At 38.7% G+C, this 20,656-nt stretch carries 15 protein-coding genes and 1 tRNA gene; 9 read left to right on the top strand and 7 right to left on the bottom strand.

What is annotated here, in order from left to right:
• The first annotated feature begins 59 nt into the window (after nt 1–59).
• From R2S10_RS21705 to R2S10_RS21685, 5 genes are all read left to right on the top strand, one after another.
• Nucleotides 60–2,912, top strand: a complete 2,853-nt coding sequence (locus R2S10_RS21705; protein ID WP_316842517.1) for a prolyl oligopeptidase family serine peptidase — start codon at nt 60–62, stop codon at nt 2,910–2,912.
• Nucleotides 2,913–3,103: 191 nt separating this feature from the next.
• Entirely contained in the window at nt 3,104–4,375 is a 1,272-nt protein-coding gene (locus R2S10_RS21700) for a nucleoside recognition domain-containing protein (RefSeq protein ID WP_316842516.1), read from the top strand.
• A gap of 131 nt (nt 4,376–4,506) precedes the next feature.
• Nucleotides 4,507–4,875: a GtrA family protein gene (locus R2S10_RS21695; RefSeq protein WP_316842515.1), complete on the top strand. Its 369-nt coding sequence runs from the start codon at nt 4,507–4,509 to the stop codon at nt 4,873–4,875.
• A gap of 30 nt (nt 4,876–4,905) precedes the next feature.
• On the top strand, nt 4,906–6,420 hold the full coding sequence (locus R2S10_RS21690; RefSeq protein WP_316842514.1) for a glycosyltransferase family 39 protein: 1,515 nt from the start codon (nt 4,906–4,908) through the stop codon (nt 6,418–6,420).
• A gap of 3 nt (nt 6,421–6,423) precedes the next feature.
• Nucleotides 6,424–7,371, top strand: a complete 948-nt coding sequence (locus tag R2S10_RS21685) for a glycosyltransferase (protein WP_316842513.1) — start codon at nt 6,424–6,426, stop codon at nt 7,369–7,371.
• A 92-nt stretch (nt 7,372–7,463) separates the two neighbouring features.
• On the opposite strand, the gene R2S10_RS21680 is transcribed toward R2S10_RS21685, so the two are convergent.
• From R2S10_RS21680 to R2S10_RS21670, 3 genes are all read right to left on the bottom strand, one after another.
• The gene (locus tag R2S10_RS21680) at nt 7,464–8,903 is read right to left on the bottom strand and encodes a SusD/RagB family nutrient-binding outer membrane lipoprotein (protein ID WP_316842512.1); all 1,440 of its coding nucleotides are present in this window, start codon (nt 8,901–8,903) and stop codon (nt 7,464–7,466) included.
• 10 nt (nt 8,904–8,913) lie between these two features.
• Nucleotides 8,914–12,138 (bottom strand): SusC/RagA family TonB-linked outer membrane protein, encoded by a 3,225-nt coding sequence (locus R2S10_RS21675; protein ID WP_316842511.1) that lies wholly within the window; start codon nt 12,136–12,138, stop codon nt 8,914–8,916.
• Between the two features lie 132 nt (nt 12,139–12,270).
• Nucleotides 12,271–12,507, bottom strand: coding sequence for a hypothetical protein (locus tag R2S10_RS21670; protein WP_316842510.1), 237 nt, complete (start codon nt 12,505–12,507; stop codon nt 12,271–12,273).
• 176 nt (nt 12,508–12,683) lie between these two features.
• On the opposite strand from R2S10_RS21670, the gene R2S10_RS21665 reads away from it, so the two are divergent.
• A complete protein-coding gene (locus tag R2S10_RS21665) occupies nt 12,684–13,088 on the top strand; it encodes an OsmC family protein (RefSeq protein ID WP_316842509.1) in 405 nt (134 codons plus the stop codon).
• Nucleotides 13,089–13,189: 101 nt separating this feature from the next.
• Nucleotides 13,190–14,560 carry an exonuclease domain-containing protein gene (locus R2S10_RS21660; protein WP_316842508.1) on the top strand — a complete coding sequence of 457 codons (1,371 nt, stop codon included), beginning with the start codon at nt 13,190–13,192 and terminating at the stop codon, nt 14,558–14,560.
• Here the strand turns inward: R2S10_RS21660 and R2S10_RS21655 are convergent.
• Nucleotides 14,557–15,027, bottom strand: a complete 471-nt coding sequence (locus R2S10_RS21655; protein WP_316842507.1) for a YciI family protein — start codon at nt 15,025–15,027, stop codon at nt 14,557–14,559. The two genes, R2S10_RS21660 and R2S10_RS21655, sit on opposite strands and share 4 nt — an antisense overlap.
• A gap of 174 nt (nt 15,028–15,201) precedes the next feature.
• Here R2S10_RS21655 and R2S10_RS21650 point away from each other — a divergent pair.
• Nucleotides 15,202–15,275, top strand: a tRNA-Arg gene (locus R2S10_RS21650).
• A gap of 148 nt (nt 15,276–15,423) precedes the next feature.
• On the opposite strand, the gene R2S10_RS21645 is transcribed toward R2S10_RS21650, so the two are convergent.
• Together R2S10_RS21645 and R2S10_RS21640 are read right to left on the bottom strand one after the other, a co-directional pair.
• Complete coding sequence (locus R2S10_RS21645; protein WP_316842506.1) at nt 15,424–15,729, bottom strand: hypothetical protein; 306 nt, start codon at nt 15,727–15,729, stop codon at nt 15,424–15,426.
• Nucleotides 15,730–15,864: 135 nt separating this feature from the next.
• Nucleotides 15,865–16,467, bottom strand: a complete 603-nt coding sequence (locus R2S10_RS21640; protein WP_316842505.1) for a GNAT family protein — start codon at nt 16,465–16,467, stop codon at nt 15,865–15,867.
• Nucleotides 16,468–17,029: 562 nt separating this feature from the next.
• Between R2S10_RS21640 and R2S10_RS21635 the strand changes: the two genes are divergently transcribed.
• Nucleotides 17,030–18,529 carry an acyl-CoA dehydrogenase gene (locus R2S10_RS21635; RefSeq protein ID WP_316842504.1) on the top strand — a complete coding sequence of 500 codons (1,500 nt, stop codon included), beginning with the start codon at nt 17,030–17,032 and terminating at the stop codon, nt 18,527–18,529.
• 57 nt (nt 18,530–18,586) lie between these two features.
• On the opposite strand, the gene R2S10_RS21630 is transcribed toward R2S10_RS21635, so the two are convergent.
• Nucleotides 18,587–20,614 (bottom strand): response regulator, encoded by a 2,028-nt coding sequence (locus R2S10_RS21630; protein WP_316842503.1) that lies wholly within the window; start codon nt 20,612–20,614, stop codon nt 18,587–18,589.
• Nucleotides 20,615–20,656: the final 42 nt, after the last annotated feature.

Raw genomic sequence — 20,656 nt, 5'->3', positions numbered from 1 at the left:
TATTTGGTAAAAAACCAGAAATTTAACGCTGAAGAAATCAATATTTAAAATTAGTCTTTATGATGCACAAAAAGCTTACGCTAATGTTCCTCTTGTTTGCCGGCGCAACCTATGCGCAGAAAAGACCAGTGGACCACAGTGTTTATGATACCTGGGAATCTGTGGGGTCAAAACAATTGAGTAATAATGGCCAATGGGCCATGTTTGGAATTAACCAACAAGAAGGGGATGCCAACTTATACCTGAATAATCTGGTTAACCTTTCTAAAATCAAAGTAAACCGCGGTACAAATGCACAATTCAGTGCAGACTCCAAATATGCAGTATTTGCCATTAAACCTTTTCAAAAGGATATACGTCAGGCAAAGATTAAAAAGAAAAAAGCAGATGACCAGCCTAAAGATAGTTTAGGGATCGCCAACTTAACAAGTCTGGCAATCCTGAAAGTTGCAAGGGTAAAGTCCTTTAAGATGCCAGAAAAATCTGCGGGTTTCCTCGCTTATCAATTAGAGAAACCATTAGATACAGCAACAAAGAAAACTCCTGCCCCAGCCGGTACAGATAAGAAAAAAGACAGCGAAGACTTTTTTGCAGACGATGACGCAGCAGGCGCCTCCAGCAAAACTGAAGGAACTGATCTGATCTTTAAAAACCTGAACACTGGTGTAGAACGTACTTTTAAATATGTGTCTGAATATGCGTTTAGTAAAAATGGCAAACAGTTTATCTTTGCCTGTACTGGTGCTAAAAAGGACAAAACAGCCCAGGCAGGTGTTTTTGTTTTGAATACAGAAAAAGGAACTTTGAAAACACTGGTCAAAGGAAAAGGAAGCTTTAAAAACTTTGTTTTTGATGAAGATGGAGCGTATTTAGCTTTCGTTGGTGAACAAAGTCCGGAGAAAGCAGAGATCAAAAACTTCAATGTTTATTACAACTCTCTTTCTTTAGATACCGCACAGATTCTGGTAGACAATGCGATTCCTGGTATGCCTGCAAAATGGGCTGTCAGTGCTGATTCCCGTATTAATTTCAGTAAGGATGGCAGAAAGTTATTCTTCGGCATCGCCCCTGTTAAAACACAAAAAGACACTACGCTGATCGATTTTGAAAATGCGAAACTAGACGTTTGGGGTTATAAAGACGATTATCTGCAGCCTATGCAATTGAAAAATGCCGATAGGGACTCGAAACGCAGTTACCTGACTGTTATTGATATTTTTAACAGTGATCCACGAATCATTCCTTTGACGGATATCAAACTACCTGATGCAGTATTGATGAATGAAGGTAATGCTCCTTTTGTATTGGCTTCTACCGATTTCGGTAATAGGGTTCAACAACAATGGACAGCGAGTACTATCAAAGATTATTACCTAGTTGACCTGAAAACGGGCAGCAGAAAGAAGATCATTGAAGGTCTTTCAGGTTCAGCTATGGTTTCTCCAGGAGGAAATTATGTCCTTTTCTTCGATAAAAAGACAGGTATTTATACCACATATCAAGTGGCTACCGGCAAGCTGAGCCCTTTGAATACCGGTTTAGCAGTGAAACTGGTAGATGAAGAAAATGATGTTCCGGATAGCCCTTCTGCTTATGGGGTTGCTGCCTGGACAGCAGATGATAAAACAGTTTTAATCTACGATAGGTATGACATTTGGGAGTTCTCTCCTGAAGGGAAAAGTCCTGCAAAAAATGTCACCAATGGTTTCGGCCGACAAAACAAGCTGACTTTCCGTTATCAGAAAGTAGATCCGGAAAGCCGTTTTCTGGAAAAAAAGCAACACATTTTAATGGATGCTTTTAACAATACCACCAAAGAAAATGGTTTCTATAAAACCAATGTTGGTGATCAGAAAAACCCTGAACTGATCGTGATGGCAAAATACAAGTATTCTGATTTAGCAAAAGCTAAAGATGCAGAAATGTATATCTACGATAAAGGAAACTATAGCGTTTCGCCAAATGTCTATGTTTCAAAAGATCTGAAAACAGAGATTAAATTGAGCAATACCAATCCTCAGCAGCAAAACTATAACTGGGGTACTGCAGAATTAGTGAAATGGGAAACACCTAAAGGATATAAAGCAGAAGGTATCTTATACAAACCGGAGAACTTTGATCCGGCTAAAAAATACCCAATGATCGTATATTTCTATGAGAAGCTTTCTGATGGTTTGTATTCTTATCAGGCCCCTGCCCCTACTCCTTCCAGATTGAACATTTCATTTTTTGTAAGTAATGGTTATTTGGTGTTCGCACCAGACATTTCTTATGAAACTGGCTATCCGGGAAAATCTGCTGAAGAATATATCAATTCTGGCGTAGAAGCTTTAAAGAAAAACCCTTGGGTAGATGGTAGCAAAATCGGCTTACAGGGTCAAAGCTGGGGTGGTTATCAAACGGCACACCTGATTACACGTACCAATATGTATGCCGCGGCATGGGCTGGTGCTCCAGTTGCCAACATGACGTCTGCTTATGGTGGAATGCGTTGGGAAAGTGGAATGAACAGACAGTTCCAATATGAGAAAACTCAAAGTAGAATTGGTGCTACCCTTTGGGAGAAACCAGAATTATATATCGAGAACTCTCCTTTATTTTTCTTACCGAAGGTAAATACACCTTTAGTGATCATGGCAAACGATGCTGATGGTGCCGTACCATGGTACCAGGGTATTGAATTGTTCAGCGGCCTGAGACGTTTAGGTAAGCCGGTATGGATGCTAAACTACAATGGTGAAGCACACAACCTGATCCAACGTCAGAATAGAAAAGACATTCAAATCAGAGAACAACAATTTTTCGATTATTATCTGAAAGGTACTAAAGCTCCAGCATGGATGACCTCTGGTATTCCTGCTATAGAAAAAGGAAAAACCTGGGGTTTTGAACTCACAGACGATAAACCTTAACGACCATTAAGCACTAAATATTCCTTAAGTAAAAATGAAGCGGCCGCATCCCTTAACTGGTGATGTGGCCGTTTTGCTATTTTAAATATAGAATTCCTCCTAAAAGGTATTAAAGCAATAATTATTCTGGTTCAACACGCGATTATTAGAATCAAAACTATAAATTTAACCGTTCAACTAATTTTGTTTTAATGGCCCTAAGTAGGATCTGGTCTGCGTTTATTATCATTGCAATTGCAGTAGCTAGTATTAAGTGTTTCTTTTTTGGAGAAACGGAAATTTTCAACCTCATGATCATTGGAAAAGCCAGTGATCCTAGTAATGTATTAAAGGTAGACGGAGTCATTGAAACCTGCTGGACTGCAGTAAATATCTGCTTAAAACTAATTGGTATTATGGCCTTGTTTATGGGTTTCATGACCATTGCAGAAAAAGCAGGTGGTATCCGCTTATTATCGAGAATCATTAGCCCTTTCTTCTCCAAGCTTTTTCCTGATGTACCAAAAGGTCACCCGGCAACAGGTCATATGGTCATGAATTTTTCCGCCAACTTATTAGGACTTGACAATGCGGCCACTCCTTTCGGATTGAAAACAATGGAAAGTCTACAGGAACTGAATCCTAGTAAAGACACCGCCTCCAATGCACAGATTATGTTCCTTTGTTTGCATGCCTCAGGATTAACCTTAATCCCGGTAAGTATCATCGCCGTGCGTGCTTCATTGAATTCTGCTAATCCAACAGATATATTTATCCCCTGCATGATCGCTACGTTTGTAGCCACCATGGCCGCGATGTTTATTGTTTCTTTTAAACAAAGGATCAATGTTTTCCAGCCGGTCATCATGGTTTGGGTATTAGGTCTTTCCTCAGTAATCGGTTTATTGGTGCTGTACCTCACCAGTCTGAGTACAGCTGGCTTACAAGAGTTCTCAGGAATCCTGAGCAATGGACTATTGCTACTGATTTTCCTCCTGATTGTTTTAGGTGGATTGTATAAAAAAATTAACGTGTACGACGCCTTCGTAGAAGGTGCAAAAGGTGGCTTTGATACTGCAATAAGAATTATTCCCTACCTGGTAGGCATGCTGGTTGCCATCAGCTTACTTCGTACCAGTGGTACTTTCGATATCGTGATCAATGGTTTAAAACATGTTTGTACTGCAATAGGTATGGATTCACGCTTCATTGATGGCATTCCTACAGCGCTAATCAGGCCTTTAAGCGGAAGTGGAGCCAGAGGGATGATGATTGATACCATGAACACTCATGGCCCAGATTCCTTTGCCGGCAGATTATCCAGTATTTTACAAGGCTCCTCGGATACCACATTTTATGTGATCGCCGTGTATTTCGGTGCAGTAAACGTAACGAATACGCGTTATGCAATTGGTGCAATGTTATTGGCTGATTTAGTAGGCGTATGTACAGCCATCGGTTTATGTTACCTCTTTTTCGGGTAATCAAACCGATTTAAAGCGCTGTTAACTAATATAATCAATGATGCTCTTTTAGTTGAAGTAAAATGCATTATATTTAGTGACGACAATTACAATTTAACGCCATCGTGGAATACATTAAGAATCTCTTAAAGTTGCAAATTTTCAAGTTCGCCCTTGCTGGAGCTTTCTGTGCAGGGATAGAGTTTATCAGCTTTTTTATTCTGATAGATTTCTTCAAGCTAGAATACCTGGTGGCCAATGTCATTTCCATTATTATTGCAGTAACGATTAACTATGTGCTTTCCAGAGCTTTTGTTTTTCAAAAAAGCAGGTATTCGAAAACAAATGAAATGCTCTCTTTCTTCTTCTTCTCTCTGTTGGCGCTCCTACTCAACCAATTCATCCTGTGGTTTTTAGTAGACATTATAAAGCTTGATGTAAGGTTATGTAAGGCCATTGCGATCGCTATGGTGGCTTTTTTCAGCTACGTAACCAAAAAGCATATTGTTTTTAAAGCATAATACTATTTAACTATTCATTGAATACTCAGCATGAATCTGAAATCTAAATTACCGGCGCTTCTGCCCTATTTTATTGGCTCTGTTTTTCTCCTCTTTTGTGTCCTAAGGGTCTTGATTATCTTTTCTAAAGGAACCGATATCGCCGGAATCGAGCAGAATGTAATTTATAGTACGCAGGTATTTATGGATAGTGCTAAGCTGTATTTATTTCCCTCAGATGCTCCCTTCTCTATTACACAATATACCCCTGTTTACTACTACCTTTGTGGTTTTACCGCTAAAATATTAGGATTTAATGCTTCAGACATCCCTTCCCTATATATTATCGGAAGGATCTGGAGTATGATTTTCAACCTAATTACCGCGATTTTCATTTTTAAAATAGCCAGTAACCTCTTAAAGCTGAGTAAAAACACCTCCTATCTGCTGTTCTTAATGTCTTTTGTCTATGGCTTTGCTCATAATTTTGCGGTGAGACCAGACTCTTTGCAGGATATGATGGGAATTGCTTCGATTTACTGTTTTATGTGCTACTACAAAAAGCGTGATTCAGGCAGCAATAGTTTCCTTTTACTGGCCTTAACAGTAGCACTCAGTGCGATTTCATTTTTTGCCAAACAAAGTGGATTGCAGTTCATCATCATCTTTTTGGGCTTCAGTATCCTGAACAAAGATTGGCGAACCTTCCTTAAACTAAGCTTAGTCAGTATTCTTATTTATGGTGCTTTGATGCTTTTGTTCCGTATCATGTACCCTTCTTTTTTACACAACATTTTTGGTGGCGTTGCAAATGGAATCAACATTGACAATTACATCAAATTTATCCTCACTAGAAACATATTCATCCTTACCGTTTGGCCACTAATCCTCGTTACCCTATACATTTTTATTAAAAACAATACCATATTCAAGGGTAATGCAACGGAAAGATTATTATCATTAGCCGCATTGGGAAGCTTGATTTTTGCTGCCGTAACCGCCTTAAAAATGGGCTCTACTGTTCAGTACTTTATCATATTCATCAACCTTTCTCTATTGATCATCGCCAAAAACTTCGAAGGGAAAAAGATTAACACGTTATTTCAGACCTACCTGATATTGGTTGTTTTCGTTTATGCGGCCCATAACGTTAAGATCATCCGGAATTTTGACCATAACCCCTATCTTGAAAAACAGAGAGCTGCTGCAAGAAAAGTTGTAGAATACATCAGGAATAACCGGGTAGAACATAGCGGAAGAAGCTTATTTGCTAATTTATCTACAGATTCTACACTTCCTTCCCGACAACAAATCAACAATGAATTCTTTGATATCTGTATCATTCCTCAAATGGATATTCTGGAATATTCCACAGGCCCCTTAAAGATAATTGACTATAAAAGAATAGAAAACATGATGCAAAGCGGAGAAATTGAGTTTATCATTGAATCTCTTCCGAAGTCAAAATTCTCCATTATTGACAAACTGGAAACCATCAAAAACACCAATTTTAAACCTGTAAAAGAAATCGACGGGTATGTAATTTACAAATTCAACGTACAATAGGCTATGAAAAAAGAAAATGTAGTGATCATCACTCCATGCTTTAATGAAAACACCACCGTTATTGCTTTTTTAAAACAAATTGAGGAGGTAGCCGGCAAGCTGCCATTTCTTTTCGAAGTAATAGTAGTTGACGATTGCTCATCAGACCAGACGCTGTCGATGCTTCAGAAATTTTCCTTTGTATCCGAAAATATTACACTTACTATATTGCCATTAAGGTTTAATGTGGGACATCAGTCTGCCATTTACCAGGGCCTATTATATGCACAACACTTAGATGCCGACAAATTCATCATCATGGATTCTGACGGAGAAGACGACCCGGAAGCGATTGCAGAACTGGTAAAATTCAATGATTATGACATTGTAAATGTGGCCAGAGGACGACGAAAAGAAAGTATTTCTTTTCAGATCTCTTACTATGTTTACCGCTTCATTTTCAAAATAATTACCGGTAAGATTCTGAATTTCGGCAATTTCTGTATGATCAAAAAGAAAGTATTGGAAACCTCTTGTCATACTTCCTTTATTCATTTTGCGGCGCATCTTTCGAAACAAAAGGTAAAATCTACCAGTATCACCTTTAACAGGTTAAAACGTATTGATGGAAAGTCTAAAATGAACCTGACCAGCCTGGTACATCATGCTTTCAAATCCTTTGTAGAATATGCAGAGGAATTGCTCATGGTTTTCTTAAGAATCTTTATCCTGGTGATCTTGTTGTTCTTTGGAATTATCGGCGTGGTATTGTATAAAAAATTATTCACCGACGAAGCTATTCTTGGTTGGGCAAGTACCATGACCGTAAACTTATTCACTGCTGCACTAGTCTGTGTTGGATTTTTTGTAATGGGCATCCTGCTACTAAACATGATCTCCAGAAGAAATCAGAACAAAACTGAGATCTTCGTAAAGCTTGCCGAAAAGAGCGAATTGCTAAATCAAAACTAACGTATACCTTCCTTTAACAAAGGAAAATCAGCATAAAGAAAGCGCCTAAAATTTATGATTTTAGGCGCTTTTCATTAGATATGAAGCTTACATCAGGGCTTATCCCACCATACTCTTGAATTCAGGTTATCAGCTCCACCGTATGGAAACGAAGCAACAGCGGCGCTATAATTGGCTCCATTATTGGTAATTTCCTGTGTAGGATAACCCTCCCTTCTAGGAATGGGCAAATTGTTATTGTTCGGTGCAGGATTTAAAACTGGAAAGCCCGTTCTTCTCCATTCCGCCCAACCTTCATAGCCATGGAGAAAAAGATGTAACCAACGTTGTTCTCCGATCTGGCGCAATGCAGTAGCTGGATTATATACCATAGCGGGCTGTGCCATAAACACGGCTAATCCTGGAGCGGTATTGTTATTCCATTGCAAAATCGACTGCTCAATTGCCAGATCATAATTTGTTTTTGCAACCGCATCACCTCCAGGAATCCAGCCTATTTTTGCGGCTTCTGCCTTCGCAAATAAAGCCTGTGCATAGGTAACGAGGTATACCGCTGAATTTTGCTGACGAAGTGCAGTACCTAATAATGAGACGTTATTGATCACCACGGATACTGATCCAGGCAATCCATATTCTAAGCCCACATAATTTCCTGCTACATTTTTATCCGCAAAAACAGGTAATCTTGGGTCATTTAAAGGCAGCATATAGTCAACAATTGGCTTACTCACCGCAAACCACTTTCTATTTAATCTGGTAAATGAGGTGTACCAATAGTTCTCGTTGACTTTATCCGCCAGGTGATTATAGGTAAGGTTATCATTGTTTTTATCCATAATCCCATTGGTCAATGCTTTCTGAAACTCCGCAGTTCCTTTAGCGGCATCCACCTTAGTAAGCCTTAAAGCCATGAGTAAATGAATGGTATTGCCCAGTTTTTTCCATCTGGCCACGTCGCCACCATATATGATATCATTTTTAATATTACCAGGCACAAAGGCTGTATTCGCTTCGTCTAAAAGTTTAAAAAGTCCATCATAAACTGCCTGTTGCGAATCATAAGCAGGTGTGAAATTCCCAGCTGCTTTTAAGGCCTGACTAAAAGGAATTGGTCCCCAACGGTCGGTAATATGCCATAAAAAATATGCTTTCAGGATCTTGGCGACTGCAATCTGGTTAACGATCGGACCTTCATTGGGATTGTTTGCAATGGTAATTGCCTCTTCCAGATTCATCAATGGCCCCACATAGATCGGATAAAAACTAAAGTTCACCGTATTGTAACGGCTATTGTCGGTGAAAGAAGTATTGGAAAGATATTGAGGATAATGTTCGCCATAAATGGAGGCGGACTTATCAAAAGTAGTCCCAATATCCGCCAGACTTAACTGCGCATTGGCAATCAATTGCGTAGCTCCAGCCTTTACTGCTTTATTCGGATCTCTGTTAATTGCATCATCAAACTTATTGCAGCTCATTGTAAATGCGGCGAGCAGGAAGATCAGGTATATGGGTTTATTTATTTGTTTCATTTTTCTAAGGTTAAAATGTAAGGTTTAGGTTAATACCATAAGAACGAACCGTTTGCAACTCTCCTTTTTCCAGCCAACTGATAGAAGCACTTCCGGTAGACAGCTCCGAAGGGTCTAATCCTTTAGGTGCTTTTTGCCAGATCATCACCGGATTTCTAGCAACAATGGCCACCTTTGCCGACTTAAACGGCGTTTTCTTCAGAAACTCTCCTGAAAGGTTATAACCTATACTAACTTCTCTTAATTTGATGTAAGAAGCATCATACAGCCACTCCTCATAGATTTTGGTACCAATATTATTTCTGAAATAAGTCCTGGCATCCACATAACCGTTAAACTCTTGTCCGCCTACATTCTGACCAGCTATCATGGTACCCGGACCATAGATTCCGTTGAGTTTTACTCCACCACCATTGGCCAATGGATCACGCACATTCGCTCCCCTATCATTCAAAACGGCTGTTTCCACAGCCTGTCCGGATTTAACCGCCAACATTTTTGACCAGCTAAAGAATTGTCCACCGCTCTGAAAATCAATCATCGCAGATATGTCGAACTTCCCAATTTTGAAATTATTCATGAAACCACCGGTAAATTCTGGTAAAACGCTACCGAAATCATGATTGGTTTCTACGAGCGGCATATTATCCGCACCTAATAGAATTTTTCCCGTCTGTGGATCTCGTTGATAAGCTTGTCCGACTAAACTGCCAAAACTTTCATTAACCGTGGCATTCAAGTAAATATTTACACTGGAATAGGTGTTTACATCTAACTGATAGACTTTTAAATCTTTATACAACTCTTTGATCACACTCTTATTTCTGTTGAAATTGATGGTGGCATCCCAACTAAATAACTTCGATTTAATCGGTGTTCCAGTCAGGGAAAACTCAATCCCTTTGTTTTGAATCATTCCGGCATTCACTACATTAGAAGTAAAACCACTGGCTCCGGAAACTGATAAATCTATGATCTGCCTTTTATTCTTTTGATTGTAATAACTGAATTCTAGTCCGAGTCTATTGTCCAGAAATTTCAGGTCTGTACCAATTTCCAAAGAATGCGCGAAAGCAGGTTTTACATTCGGATTATTCAATTTATCGGGTACATAAAGCGTGTTGATATTGGTCGTTGTATTTTTATAAACACTTCCTGGAGAATAAGTATAAGCAATTTGATAAGGTTTAAGATCTGAGCCTGCAACCGCATAACTCGCTCTTAATTTACCAAAAGAAAGCGCTTCCCAATTGGTCAGCTGACTAAACACAAAACTCCCGGAAACAGACGGATACCAATAGGAATTGTTGTCTTTTGGCAAAGTAGAAGAGTTGTCATTTCTAATCGAGGCATCGAGGAAATAAGTGTCTTTATATCCAAAAGAAGCCATAGCATAGGCACTCCTGATCTCTTTTCTTCTTTCAAATGATCTACTGTCTGGCCGGTCAACAGAGCCTTCTATATTGTAAAAATCAACGCTGGATAAGCCGCCCACCGTAGCCTGAAAAGTAGAAGTGAATTTTTCTGTATACAGGTTGGCACCAAAATTCGCATTGATAGAGAAATCCCCAAATTGCTTGTTGTACTGTGCCAGGAATTCGTAATTGTTATCGATTCCCTGATACTTACCTACCGAATATCCATCATCCAAACGTCCTCCAAGTGCTTCTTTATGTGTGATGTTCTGAATATAGCGATCTGTACGAGCGAAAGCACTTAATTTCAATTCCGGCAATACCTGATAATGAAGATTTACATCACCAAAAAGGCGGTCACGACTGTCATTGTTTAAGCTTTTATAGGCATCAAAAAAAGGATTGTTCCAATCGCTTGGCTTATTATTATCAGCGGTAATCATTCCCGTAGTCGTATTTGGATTCACGTTCCAGTTCAGAATCGTACCGTCAGGATAACTGTAATTGCGCAACTTGTTCAAATCTATGTTCCGTTGAAACCATTGCGTTGCCCCGGTAAATGATCCTTGATAGCCTTGAACTGGTCTTTGACCGCTATTGTTCGCATAATTACCATTCACACCTATGGTTAGCTTATCGGTTAATTTGAGATCCGAACTTAAGCTCAGGTTATTTCGTTTCAACCATGTATTTGGGATAGTTCCATTGATATAGGCATTATTATAACTTAATCGGAAGGCAGAGTTTTCATTTCCTCCGGAAACTGACAAGCTATTATTGATGTTCATTCCCGTCTCATAAAAGTCTCTTATATTATTGGGCTGTGGTACAAAAGGGCTTGCTTTTCCAAAATCCGGATCCTGAGCGTAAAAGCTATAGAACATCCTTACCGGCGTCCCATCCATTTTAGGCCCCCAGCTTTCATCATTTCCATTCACATATTTCTCACCATTGGCCAAAGTCTGGAAAGTTTGATTGTTCCCTACACCATATATATTTTGTAAGGGTGTAAAATTGCTCACTTTCTCTATAGAAAACCCTGAATTGAAGCGAACTTCCACCGCTTTCGGTCCTTTTTTTCCTTTTTTAGTGGTGATCATGATCACCCCATTTTGTCCTCGGATACCATATAAAGCGGATGCCGTTGGCCCTTTTAAGACATTAAGTGATTCAATATCTTCCGGGTTGATGTCTTGAGAGATGTTCCCGAGATCCACTCCATTCCCTGATGAGGTGCTAAAATTAGCATCAGAAATAGGCGTTCCATCCACCACAATCAAGGGGGCTCCATCTCCGTTTAGGGAATTGACTCCCCTGATTTTGATTTTCTGCGTTCCCCCCATGCTCGCTGCAGAAGAGCCGACTACCTGTACACCAGCAATTTTACCGGCAAGAGAACCTAGTACATTTTGCTCTTTCGTCATGGTCAGGTTATCTCCCTTTAAGGTTTGTGTAGCGTAACCAATAGATTTTTCACTTCGCTTAATGCCAAGTGCGGTGACTACTACCTCGCCCAGCGACTGTTCATCCTGTACCAGTGCAACATTAATCGTAGTTCTGTTATTGATTGGGACTTCCTGCGTTAAATAACCCAGGTATTTTACCACGAGTGTGGTTGCATTGGCAGGTAAAGTGATGCTGTAACTACCGTCCGGCTGAGAGGAGGTTCCTGAACTGCTGCCTTTAATAAGGACACTGGCGCCTGGAATCCCTGTTCCATTACTGGCGTCACTGATCTTTCCCTTCAAAATTTGTTGGGCAAAACCACTGAAAGCGAATAAAATGAAACAGGAACAAATGAGGGTAAATCTTTTGTTCATGTGGGTTAGTATTTAGGTTTGATACAGGAAAATACTAAAAATTGACAAGAAAGTCAATATTTTGGAAGGCACCCATGTATTTGATACATAGGTATTTCAAAATGATGAACAGGATTAGGTTTATAAGGTAAATTACCGCAGATTGCTGATGGATAACCGGTTAATAATTTGCTCCAATATTCTTGGCTCTACACTCGTATGCCTGGAAGACCTCCAGGTACTGGAAGAATCTAGCCATACACAGAAGGAATGATACCCATCTAATACTACTGCGTAAGTTTCATGGAAATCGTCTTGAATTCTCATGCAGAAACCGTTCACAGGCTTGCCTTGAATATCAAACTGAAAGTTGAGATAAGTGCTTAGCATATTAATAGTGGTTAGGAGTGTTATAACAAATCTAAGTTTGAAATGTTTAGCTAGTTTTAAGGAATTGATATTATATTGTAAAAATAACTTACGATTTATTGTATCAGAACAAACGATTTAAACATTGAATTGTTGCAATATTCATAACCCATATTTATCTTTTTATTTATCCCAATATGTCAGCAAACAAAATTACTGCAGTTACAGAATTAGACCAGTCACATTACAAAACAAAAATATATGCAGATGGGCATTTCATTTATGCCGATGAACCGGAAGAGTTGGGAGGAACAGATGAAGGTATGGCACCAGGCGCCTTATTACTGGCAAGCTTAGGCAGTTGTACTGCGATTACGATCAGGATGTATGCAGATCGTAAAAAGATGAAACTGGAAACGATTAAGGTGGAACTCGCTATTTGCAATGAAGAAGAAATGAGTAAGGAAACGACCATTACTAGAAAGATCACTTTTACAGGCGAATTGTCTTCACAAGAACATGATAGATTGATGCAAATTGCAGACAAATGCCCAATTCATAAGATTCTTAGTAATCCTATAAAAATCGAAACCAGCTTTTAGAAGGTTAATTTCTTCTAATTGAGTCATTTATTTGAATTATTTTATAATATACTAAATTTATTAGCATATTTACGGATTAAAATCACTCTTTTAAAGAAATTATGCTGTACGCTGTTGTAGATATAGAAACCACTGGCGGTCATGCTTCAGGAAATGGGATTACTGAAATTTCCATCCTGGTGCATGACGGTCTTTCTGTGGTAGATTCATATGAAACACTGATCAATCCAGGACAATATATCCCAGATCATATTGAAGCCTTAACAGGCATTAGTAACGATATGGTAGAAAAGGCCCCGATGTTTCATGAAGTAGCAGAAGTCATCTACAACATGTTACAGGATAAGGTATTTGTTGCACACAATGTGAATTTCGACTTTTCATTTATCAAGCACAACCTGAGTGTTGCTGGTTACGATTTACAATGTAAAAAGTTATGTACCGTAAGGTTGAGTCGTAAAATATTACCTGGGCACGCCTCTTATAGCCTGGGTAAGTTATGTGCAGCCTTGAAGATTTCCTTAAATAACCGTCACCGAGCTGGTGGCGATGCTGCTGCAACCGCAGAACTGTTTAGCCTTTTAATGCAGAGTGATTCGGATGGGATCATCCAGGCTTCCCTTAAAATTAGCTCTAAAGAGCAGGCACTCCCTCCTAACCTACCTAAATCACAGGTTGATCGACTTCCTTTAAGTCCGGGGGTCTATTATTTTAAAGATCAAAAAGGCACAGTGATTTACATCGGAAAGGCGAAAAGTCTGAAGAAAAGAGTTTGTTCTCATTTTACAGGAAATAATACGGGAAAGCAACGTCAGAATTTCCTTAAAGATATATATAGCGTAGATTTTGAGATATGTGGAACCGAACTTATGGCATTCATTCTGGAAGCTACAGAAATCAAAAGACTATGGCCGGAAAACAATCGTGCCTTGAAACGTTACGAACAAAAATATGCGCTATATGCTTTCGAAGATCAGAAAGGTTACCTCAGATTAGGCCTCGATACTTTCAAAAAGAATATGCCGGTATTGTACAGCTTCAATACGATATTGGAAGGACATCATGTGCTTAAAGTTCTGATCAAAGACCAATTCTTATGTGAAAAGCTTTGCTATATCCAAAACAAGCGACTGGCTTGTACAGGTCATGAAGAAGGTAATTGTAGCGGCGCGTGTGTAGGTAAGGAATCTGCACCTGCATATAATGTACGGGTAAAATATGCCATTGAGCAGCTGAAAGCTATGTTACCCAGCTTTGCAATTTTAGATTCAGGAAGAACAGAAGACGAACAAAGCTGTATCCTTGTAGAACAGGGCAAACTATACGGAATGGGTTATATCTCTCAATATTCGGATGTGAAAGAGGCCGCCATGCTCAAATCAGCATTGCAGCCTTTCCCTTCTAATGATTATATCATGCACCTGATTTTGGCACACACTGAATTACATCCTCAAAAGAGAATTACCATCTAGTGGCTACGTTTTTCTATTTTACTATGGATTTTCAGCGTTTCTTTTAAAGCTGCAGATCCATACCAGATAAATAACTCAGCATCCAATAACCTGGATTGAATCGCAGGATCTGTCCCTACTAATTGCTGGGCTTCTGCAATGGTAGGTACATCAAGAATGAAAATTCCACGATAGCTTTTGTCATTTTTACCCAGTGGTCCGGCAACTACCAACTTTCCATTTTCCACTAATTTGCCAATATTTATCATATGACCGCGGAATACACTATCCTGCTTTTCCTTAGAAAAACTTTTTTCTGTCCCTGTTTTTAAAATAGCAAGCACATAAGTCTTCATTCCGTATTCATCGGCCTGAAGTTCTTTAGCCAGCTTCTCATCATAGTTATTATTGGTTTGCTGCGCTGAAACATTGGTATAAAAACCTACAGTGCAACAGATTAACACGCAAAACATTAGTTTATTTCTCATTGTATTGAAAAAAGAGGCTTTATCCTCAATATTTTCATTTTACTAATTTACATTATTTTTCACACTGTATCATGCTTAAAAGCAGGCAAATGCGCATTAGAGGCGATAAAAATGCAAATTAGATTTGTAGATGTTCATTATTACTCCTACATTTGTCGCACCAACAAGGGAAATGCATCCATAGCTCAGCTGGATAGAGCAACGGTTTTCTAAACCGTAGGTCATAGGTTCGAATCCTATTGGGTGTACAAGAAATTTATTTCTTAAATCAAGGCGAAGTTGCTCCAGACTTCGTCTTTTTTTGTTTAAAAGGTTTTTGATTAATCACACACCGATCCCTAATCCCGCATTATTTCATACGAAAGTAAGGTCTTTTACAAGAAAGACAGTTACACTTTAATAGCTAGGCTCGGTAGATAGTAAATGTTGATTTATCGATTCCATCAATTGATCATTAAAAGCCGCTGTATTCAGGTCTTTCAAAGGGACATCCATATTCAAATACTTGCCATAAAAGCTTTTTATCAGCAATTTCACTTGATCCGGGCGGTCGTCTGGATGACCACCTGCTTTATCAGAATACTTATCTATATGGCATACATACAGGTAATGATTGCCATTGTATTCAAAACTTTTAATCTTCGAATCCAGTTTATTTGGATCGACTTCTAAATTTAACACGAACTTCTCTGTTTTTTGCATCACTTATGGATAAGCATCATCTATTATTGCCAATTTACATATTCTTATCCATAGCTACATGAAAAAATGATCCTGCATATAGGGATTACCAGTCATGTTACGGTGAGCTGACAAAACCAGAAAAACAACCGCGCGCTACAGCAATTTACTTCTCAACAGTTGCTTTCCCTCGGAAAACCATTCCTCTTTAAGCATACTCAATATTGCTGAATCCCTTCTGCTGCCATCTGGACGATAACCATTACTTCTTAATACGCCTTCAAAACTGCAACCTAAGCCTTTTATTGCACGCATACTTCTCTCATTTCGAGCATCTAAACGAAACTCTACCCTTTCCATCCCCATCTGCTCGAATACAAATTCAAACAGCAAATACTTACAATGTTTATTCAACCCGGTTCCCTGAAATTCTTTGCCATACCAGGTATAGCCAAGCGACAAGCATTTACTGGATAAATCAATATCGTACAAACGGGTTGTCCCTGCATATTGTTGTTTTACCTTATCAAATACCACAAAAGGATAAGCAGAACCCAAATCTTTAGCTTTCAGTGCCTTTTCGATATACAGCTTCATTCCGCTTTCAGTCCCCGCATTCTGCAAAGAATAAGTCCACAAATCGGGTTCATTGATCGCAAAAGTCTTCAAATACTCAAAATCAGAAGTCCGTACTGGACGTAACAAGACATATTCATCTTCCAGGATATAATCTGTTTCAGAATCAAAAATATATAACATACTTAAATAAATATTGGATAAAGCTACAGAAAACTACTAAACGAACTGATTGTTTTTGCTCAGCAAGAGCATAGTTTACACCGAAATCTCTTTCGGCAGAAAGAAAACAAAAGGACAAACAAAGGATAAGTAATTATTAATTAGCCCATCATAATTCAACACTGCACCTTCAATAGAAGACAATAAAGTTACCATGCAACTAAATAATTTTCACAGATTTTAACAGCCAAAACCAAAATCATACTGCTATTCAGTTATTTTTTTTATTTTTAACCTATTAAATAGGCATAAACCGTATATTTCGGTACTATCTTGGGCACAACGAAACGATTTTTCGTTTTTATCCCTGCTCGAATTAGATTAAACAGCTGTGTAAGAGGGAAGAGGGACCTTCGCATCCATAATTAATCAAATCAATGTGACCGTGATCATTTTATGTTTCGCGGGATTGTCATTATTTTGAATTCGATGTTCAGCAAAAATTGTTTATTATTTATAAAGATTCTAGATAAATATTCACTTATTTGCTTAACGATCTTTTTAAAATACTTGTATTCTATATATGACATTAACCGACATCAAGTTTTCTGATTACATCAGAGACTTCGAGCAAACATTGAAACACTTATTTCATGTGCAGGCCGACATTGATCAACTGAGCCTGGAAAGAGGCTTACCACCAGAAATTCTTAAGGGAATTATGGATCAAAAACCACTTTCTGTTGCAATTCCTACCGAATATGGTGGACGTGGAAGCATCGTTAAAGAATGCCTTGGCCTTTTAGCCGCAGCTTCTTATGAATCTCTGCCCCTATCTTTAACTTTTGGAATCAATATCGCCCTTTTCTTAGAGCCTGTTTCAAAATATGCAGATGACTCCGTTAAAAAAGGGATCTTCGATAACTTTTTAGAAAAAGGACAAATGGGTGGTCTGATGATCACTGAACCAGATTATGGTAGTGATGCGCTAAATATGAAAACAGCTAGTAAAGCTGTTCCTGAGGGCTACCAAATTAAAGGAACAAAACATTGGCAAGGACTTACTGGGATGGCTGATTACTGGATCATCGCAGCAAGAAATGAAAATGAGAATGGTGATTTAGGCCGAGACATCGATTTTTTCCTTTGCGACATCACTAAACCGAAACAGCACATTGTAGTAGAAGAGCTTTATGACAACCCAGGTTTGTACATGATCCCTTACGGATTAAACCAACTCGACCTTGTTGTTCCACAAAACTTCAGACTAAAACCGGAAACTACCGGAATTAAAATGATGTTGGATATTCTTCATAGAAGTAGGATGCAATTCCCAGGAATGGGAATGGGATTCATCAAAAGAATGTTAGATGAAGCAATGCAACATTGCCGTACCCGCATCGTGGGCACCGGTAATTTGATGGCTATAGACAATGTACAATTCCAACTGTCAAGAATTCAATCTGCCTACACCATCTGTTCTGCCATGTGCGCGCACAGTAGTGAAATTAGTGGAATTGAGCACAATTTAGCTATGGAAGGCCTGGAAGCTAATACTATGAAAGCTGTAGTGACCGATTTGATGCAGGAATCTGCACAATTATTGGTACAACTCTCAGGAGCCAAAGGTTACAGAACCAGCCATATCGGTGGTCGTGGAATCATGGACAGTCGCCCATTCCAGATTTTTGAAGGATCTAATGAAATGCTATATAACCAGACAGCAGATATGATCACCCGTTCAATGAAGAAACAAAAACAGTCTAACCTATTTGATTTCCTTGCTGAATTTAAAATTACAGCTCAACCTGTTGCTTATTTTAAAAAGGAATTGTCTTTCCAACTGTCGGAAAACCTTTCTCAACGTAAAATGGTAGATCTTGGTAAAATAATAGCAAGAGTAATCTGCGTAGGATACGTCCTTAAATTACAAGAAAAAGGATACAGAAAAGATTTAGTTGAAAACTGTATTACAATGGTTAAACAAGAAGTTTCAGCGTTAATCGCTTCTCTTCAATTCGAAAATAATGTAACAGCTATCGATGATTATTCAACGAACAGCTCTTGGTTAGATTTCGCATAACCAAATAAATCCTAACATTTATAAAAGGCATTCATCGATAGATGAATGCCTTTTATGTTAATGATCAGCACCAATTACTTCAAGCAATAGCTGATGCATTTCATCAGGATTGAAAGGCTTTGACAAGACATGTTTAATACCCATATTCCATAAACGTGTTCTAACTTCTTCCAGAATATCTGCCGTGAAAACAATCACCTTGACACCTGGGTGTGAAACCTGCACCCTTCTTGCCAATTCATAGCCATCCATACCTGGCATATGGAGGTCAATCAAAATCACATCAAACTCCCTATCTTTTAAAATATCCAAAGCCGTAATTCCATTATCAGCCTGCTCCGCATTGAGCCCAAAACGACTCAGCTGCCTTTTTGCAACTAATAAATTTACCGGATTATCATCCACCACTAGTAACCTCAACTCAGGCAATACCCGGCTTGGAATAACAACCTCCACCAGATTTAAATAATCCTCAGATTTCGAGACAATTTTAAAGTCAATTTCAAATTCAAAACTCGTCCCCTCTTCTACTTTACTTTTTAATACGATTTCGCTTTTAAAAAGATCTACAAGCCCTTTAGTAATACTTAAACCAAGCCCGGTTCCTTGTTGCTGTCGGTGACTAGCTTGTTGAACCTGATGAAACTTATCAAAAACCAGGTTATGTAAATGCTCAGGAATGCCAATCCCAGTATCTTCAACTTTAAAACACAACCTCACCTTTTCGGCAGTCCGACTTATTATTGTCAAAAAGATGGAAACATGACCGCTATCCGTGAATTTAATAGCATTCCCAATCAGGTTATTCAGAATTCTCCCCAACCTCAAATCATCAACATTAACGAGTTCAGGAATATCCTCATCATGATAAAAACTAAGGCCCAATCCTTTAGCTTTAGCGAGAGACTGAAACTGCTTTTGAATATTCCCAACAAAAGTCACTAATCGAATCTCACTCTCCATTAGCTCCATTTTCTTATTCTCAATCTTCTCCAGATCCAAAATATCATTCACCAAATTCAATAAATGATTCGAAGAAAAATTCAAATGATCAATATACTCCCGGATATGTGGATCTGCATAAGTACCTTGATGAAGCAAATTACAAATCCCTATAATCCCATTCAATGGAGTCCGAATTTCATGACTCATAATAGAAAGGATCTCTGTCCTCTTTCTCGCAATTTGCTCTGCAAGATTCTTCGCTGCAATCAATTCTAAAGTCTGATGTTGCAACTGATCACTCATCATTTTTTTTGCCGTGATATCCTCTATCACACAAATCAAGCGTACCTCAGCTTCCTCAGAAACCGGGTCAATTTTCTGAAATTTAGCACTATACCAGGATTTCTTATCTGGATTAAAATCCGGATAAACACACTCCTGACGTTCGCCGGTTAAAAGTAACTTCTCGATGCAGTCCACAAAAATACTCGCAAAGGTGCCCATCACCTCTACCATCGTTTTATCAATAAAGAATTCCTGAGGCATAAAAAGCTTTGTAGCATCTTTCACCCAGACCTTTTTGATCACGATATTTTCATCCAGTTCAATGATGATATCATCCAGTGAAGCAATGAGCGATTGTAAACGAGCCCTTTCGCGATGCTGATCAGCAATTTCCCCTGCTAAATTTTGATAAAGGAGCATCCCATTTAAGATTGGCAAAGCCGGTTTAACCGTATAGTAGTCTCTCACCGTATAAGCATCGGTAGACCTCACCAGGCACAACCTCATTTCTTTCCCCAGATCATCGCTAAGTGGACAAATGAAGACTTGATAGCCTTTAACACTATTTACATCATAATGAGCAGAAATTACAGTAGGATTGCTTAATATAAAATCGCGCAGCATATCAAGATCAACAGGAGCATTCTTTACTTCAATAGCAGTTGTCATATCAACATCAAACAGTCCTGCAGCCAAACTTTGTGTCCTCACACATAATTCTTGAAGCAATCCTTCTAATGCTTTCATTTTAGCATCACTAGAATAATAGGCTTGTTGAAATTCAAATAGTTTATTCAGAAAAGCCATATCAGGCTGCTGCAAATCAGGATCAAAAAACTTTGATAAGGATTCCATAGGGCTATACTTTACGATGGATGTTAGCGTCAATTTACATAA

The organism is Pedobacter gandavensis (assembly GCF_032678745.1).
GTDB lineage: Bacteria > Bacteroidota > Bacteroidia > Sphingobacteriales > Sphingobacteriaceae > Pedobacter > Pedobacter gandavensis_C.
This window is presented reverse-complemented; position numbering and strand designations above follow the sequence as displayed.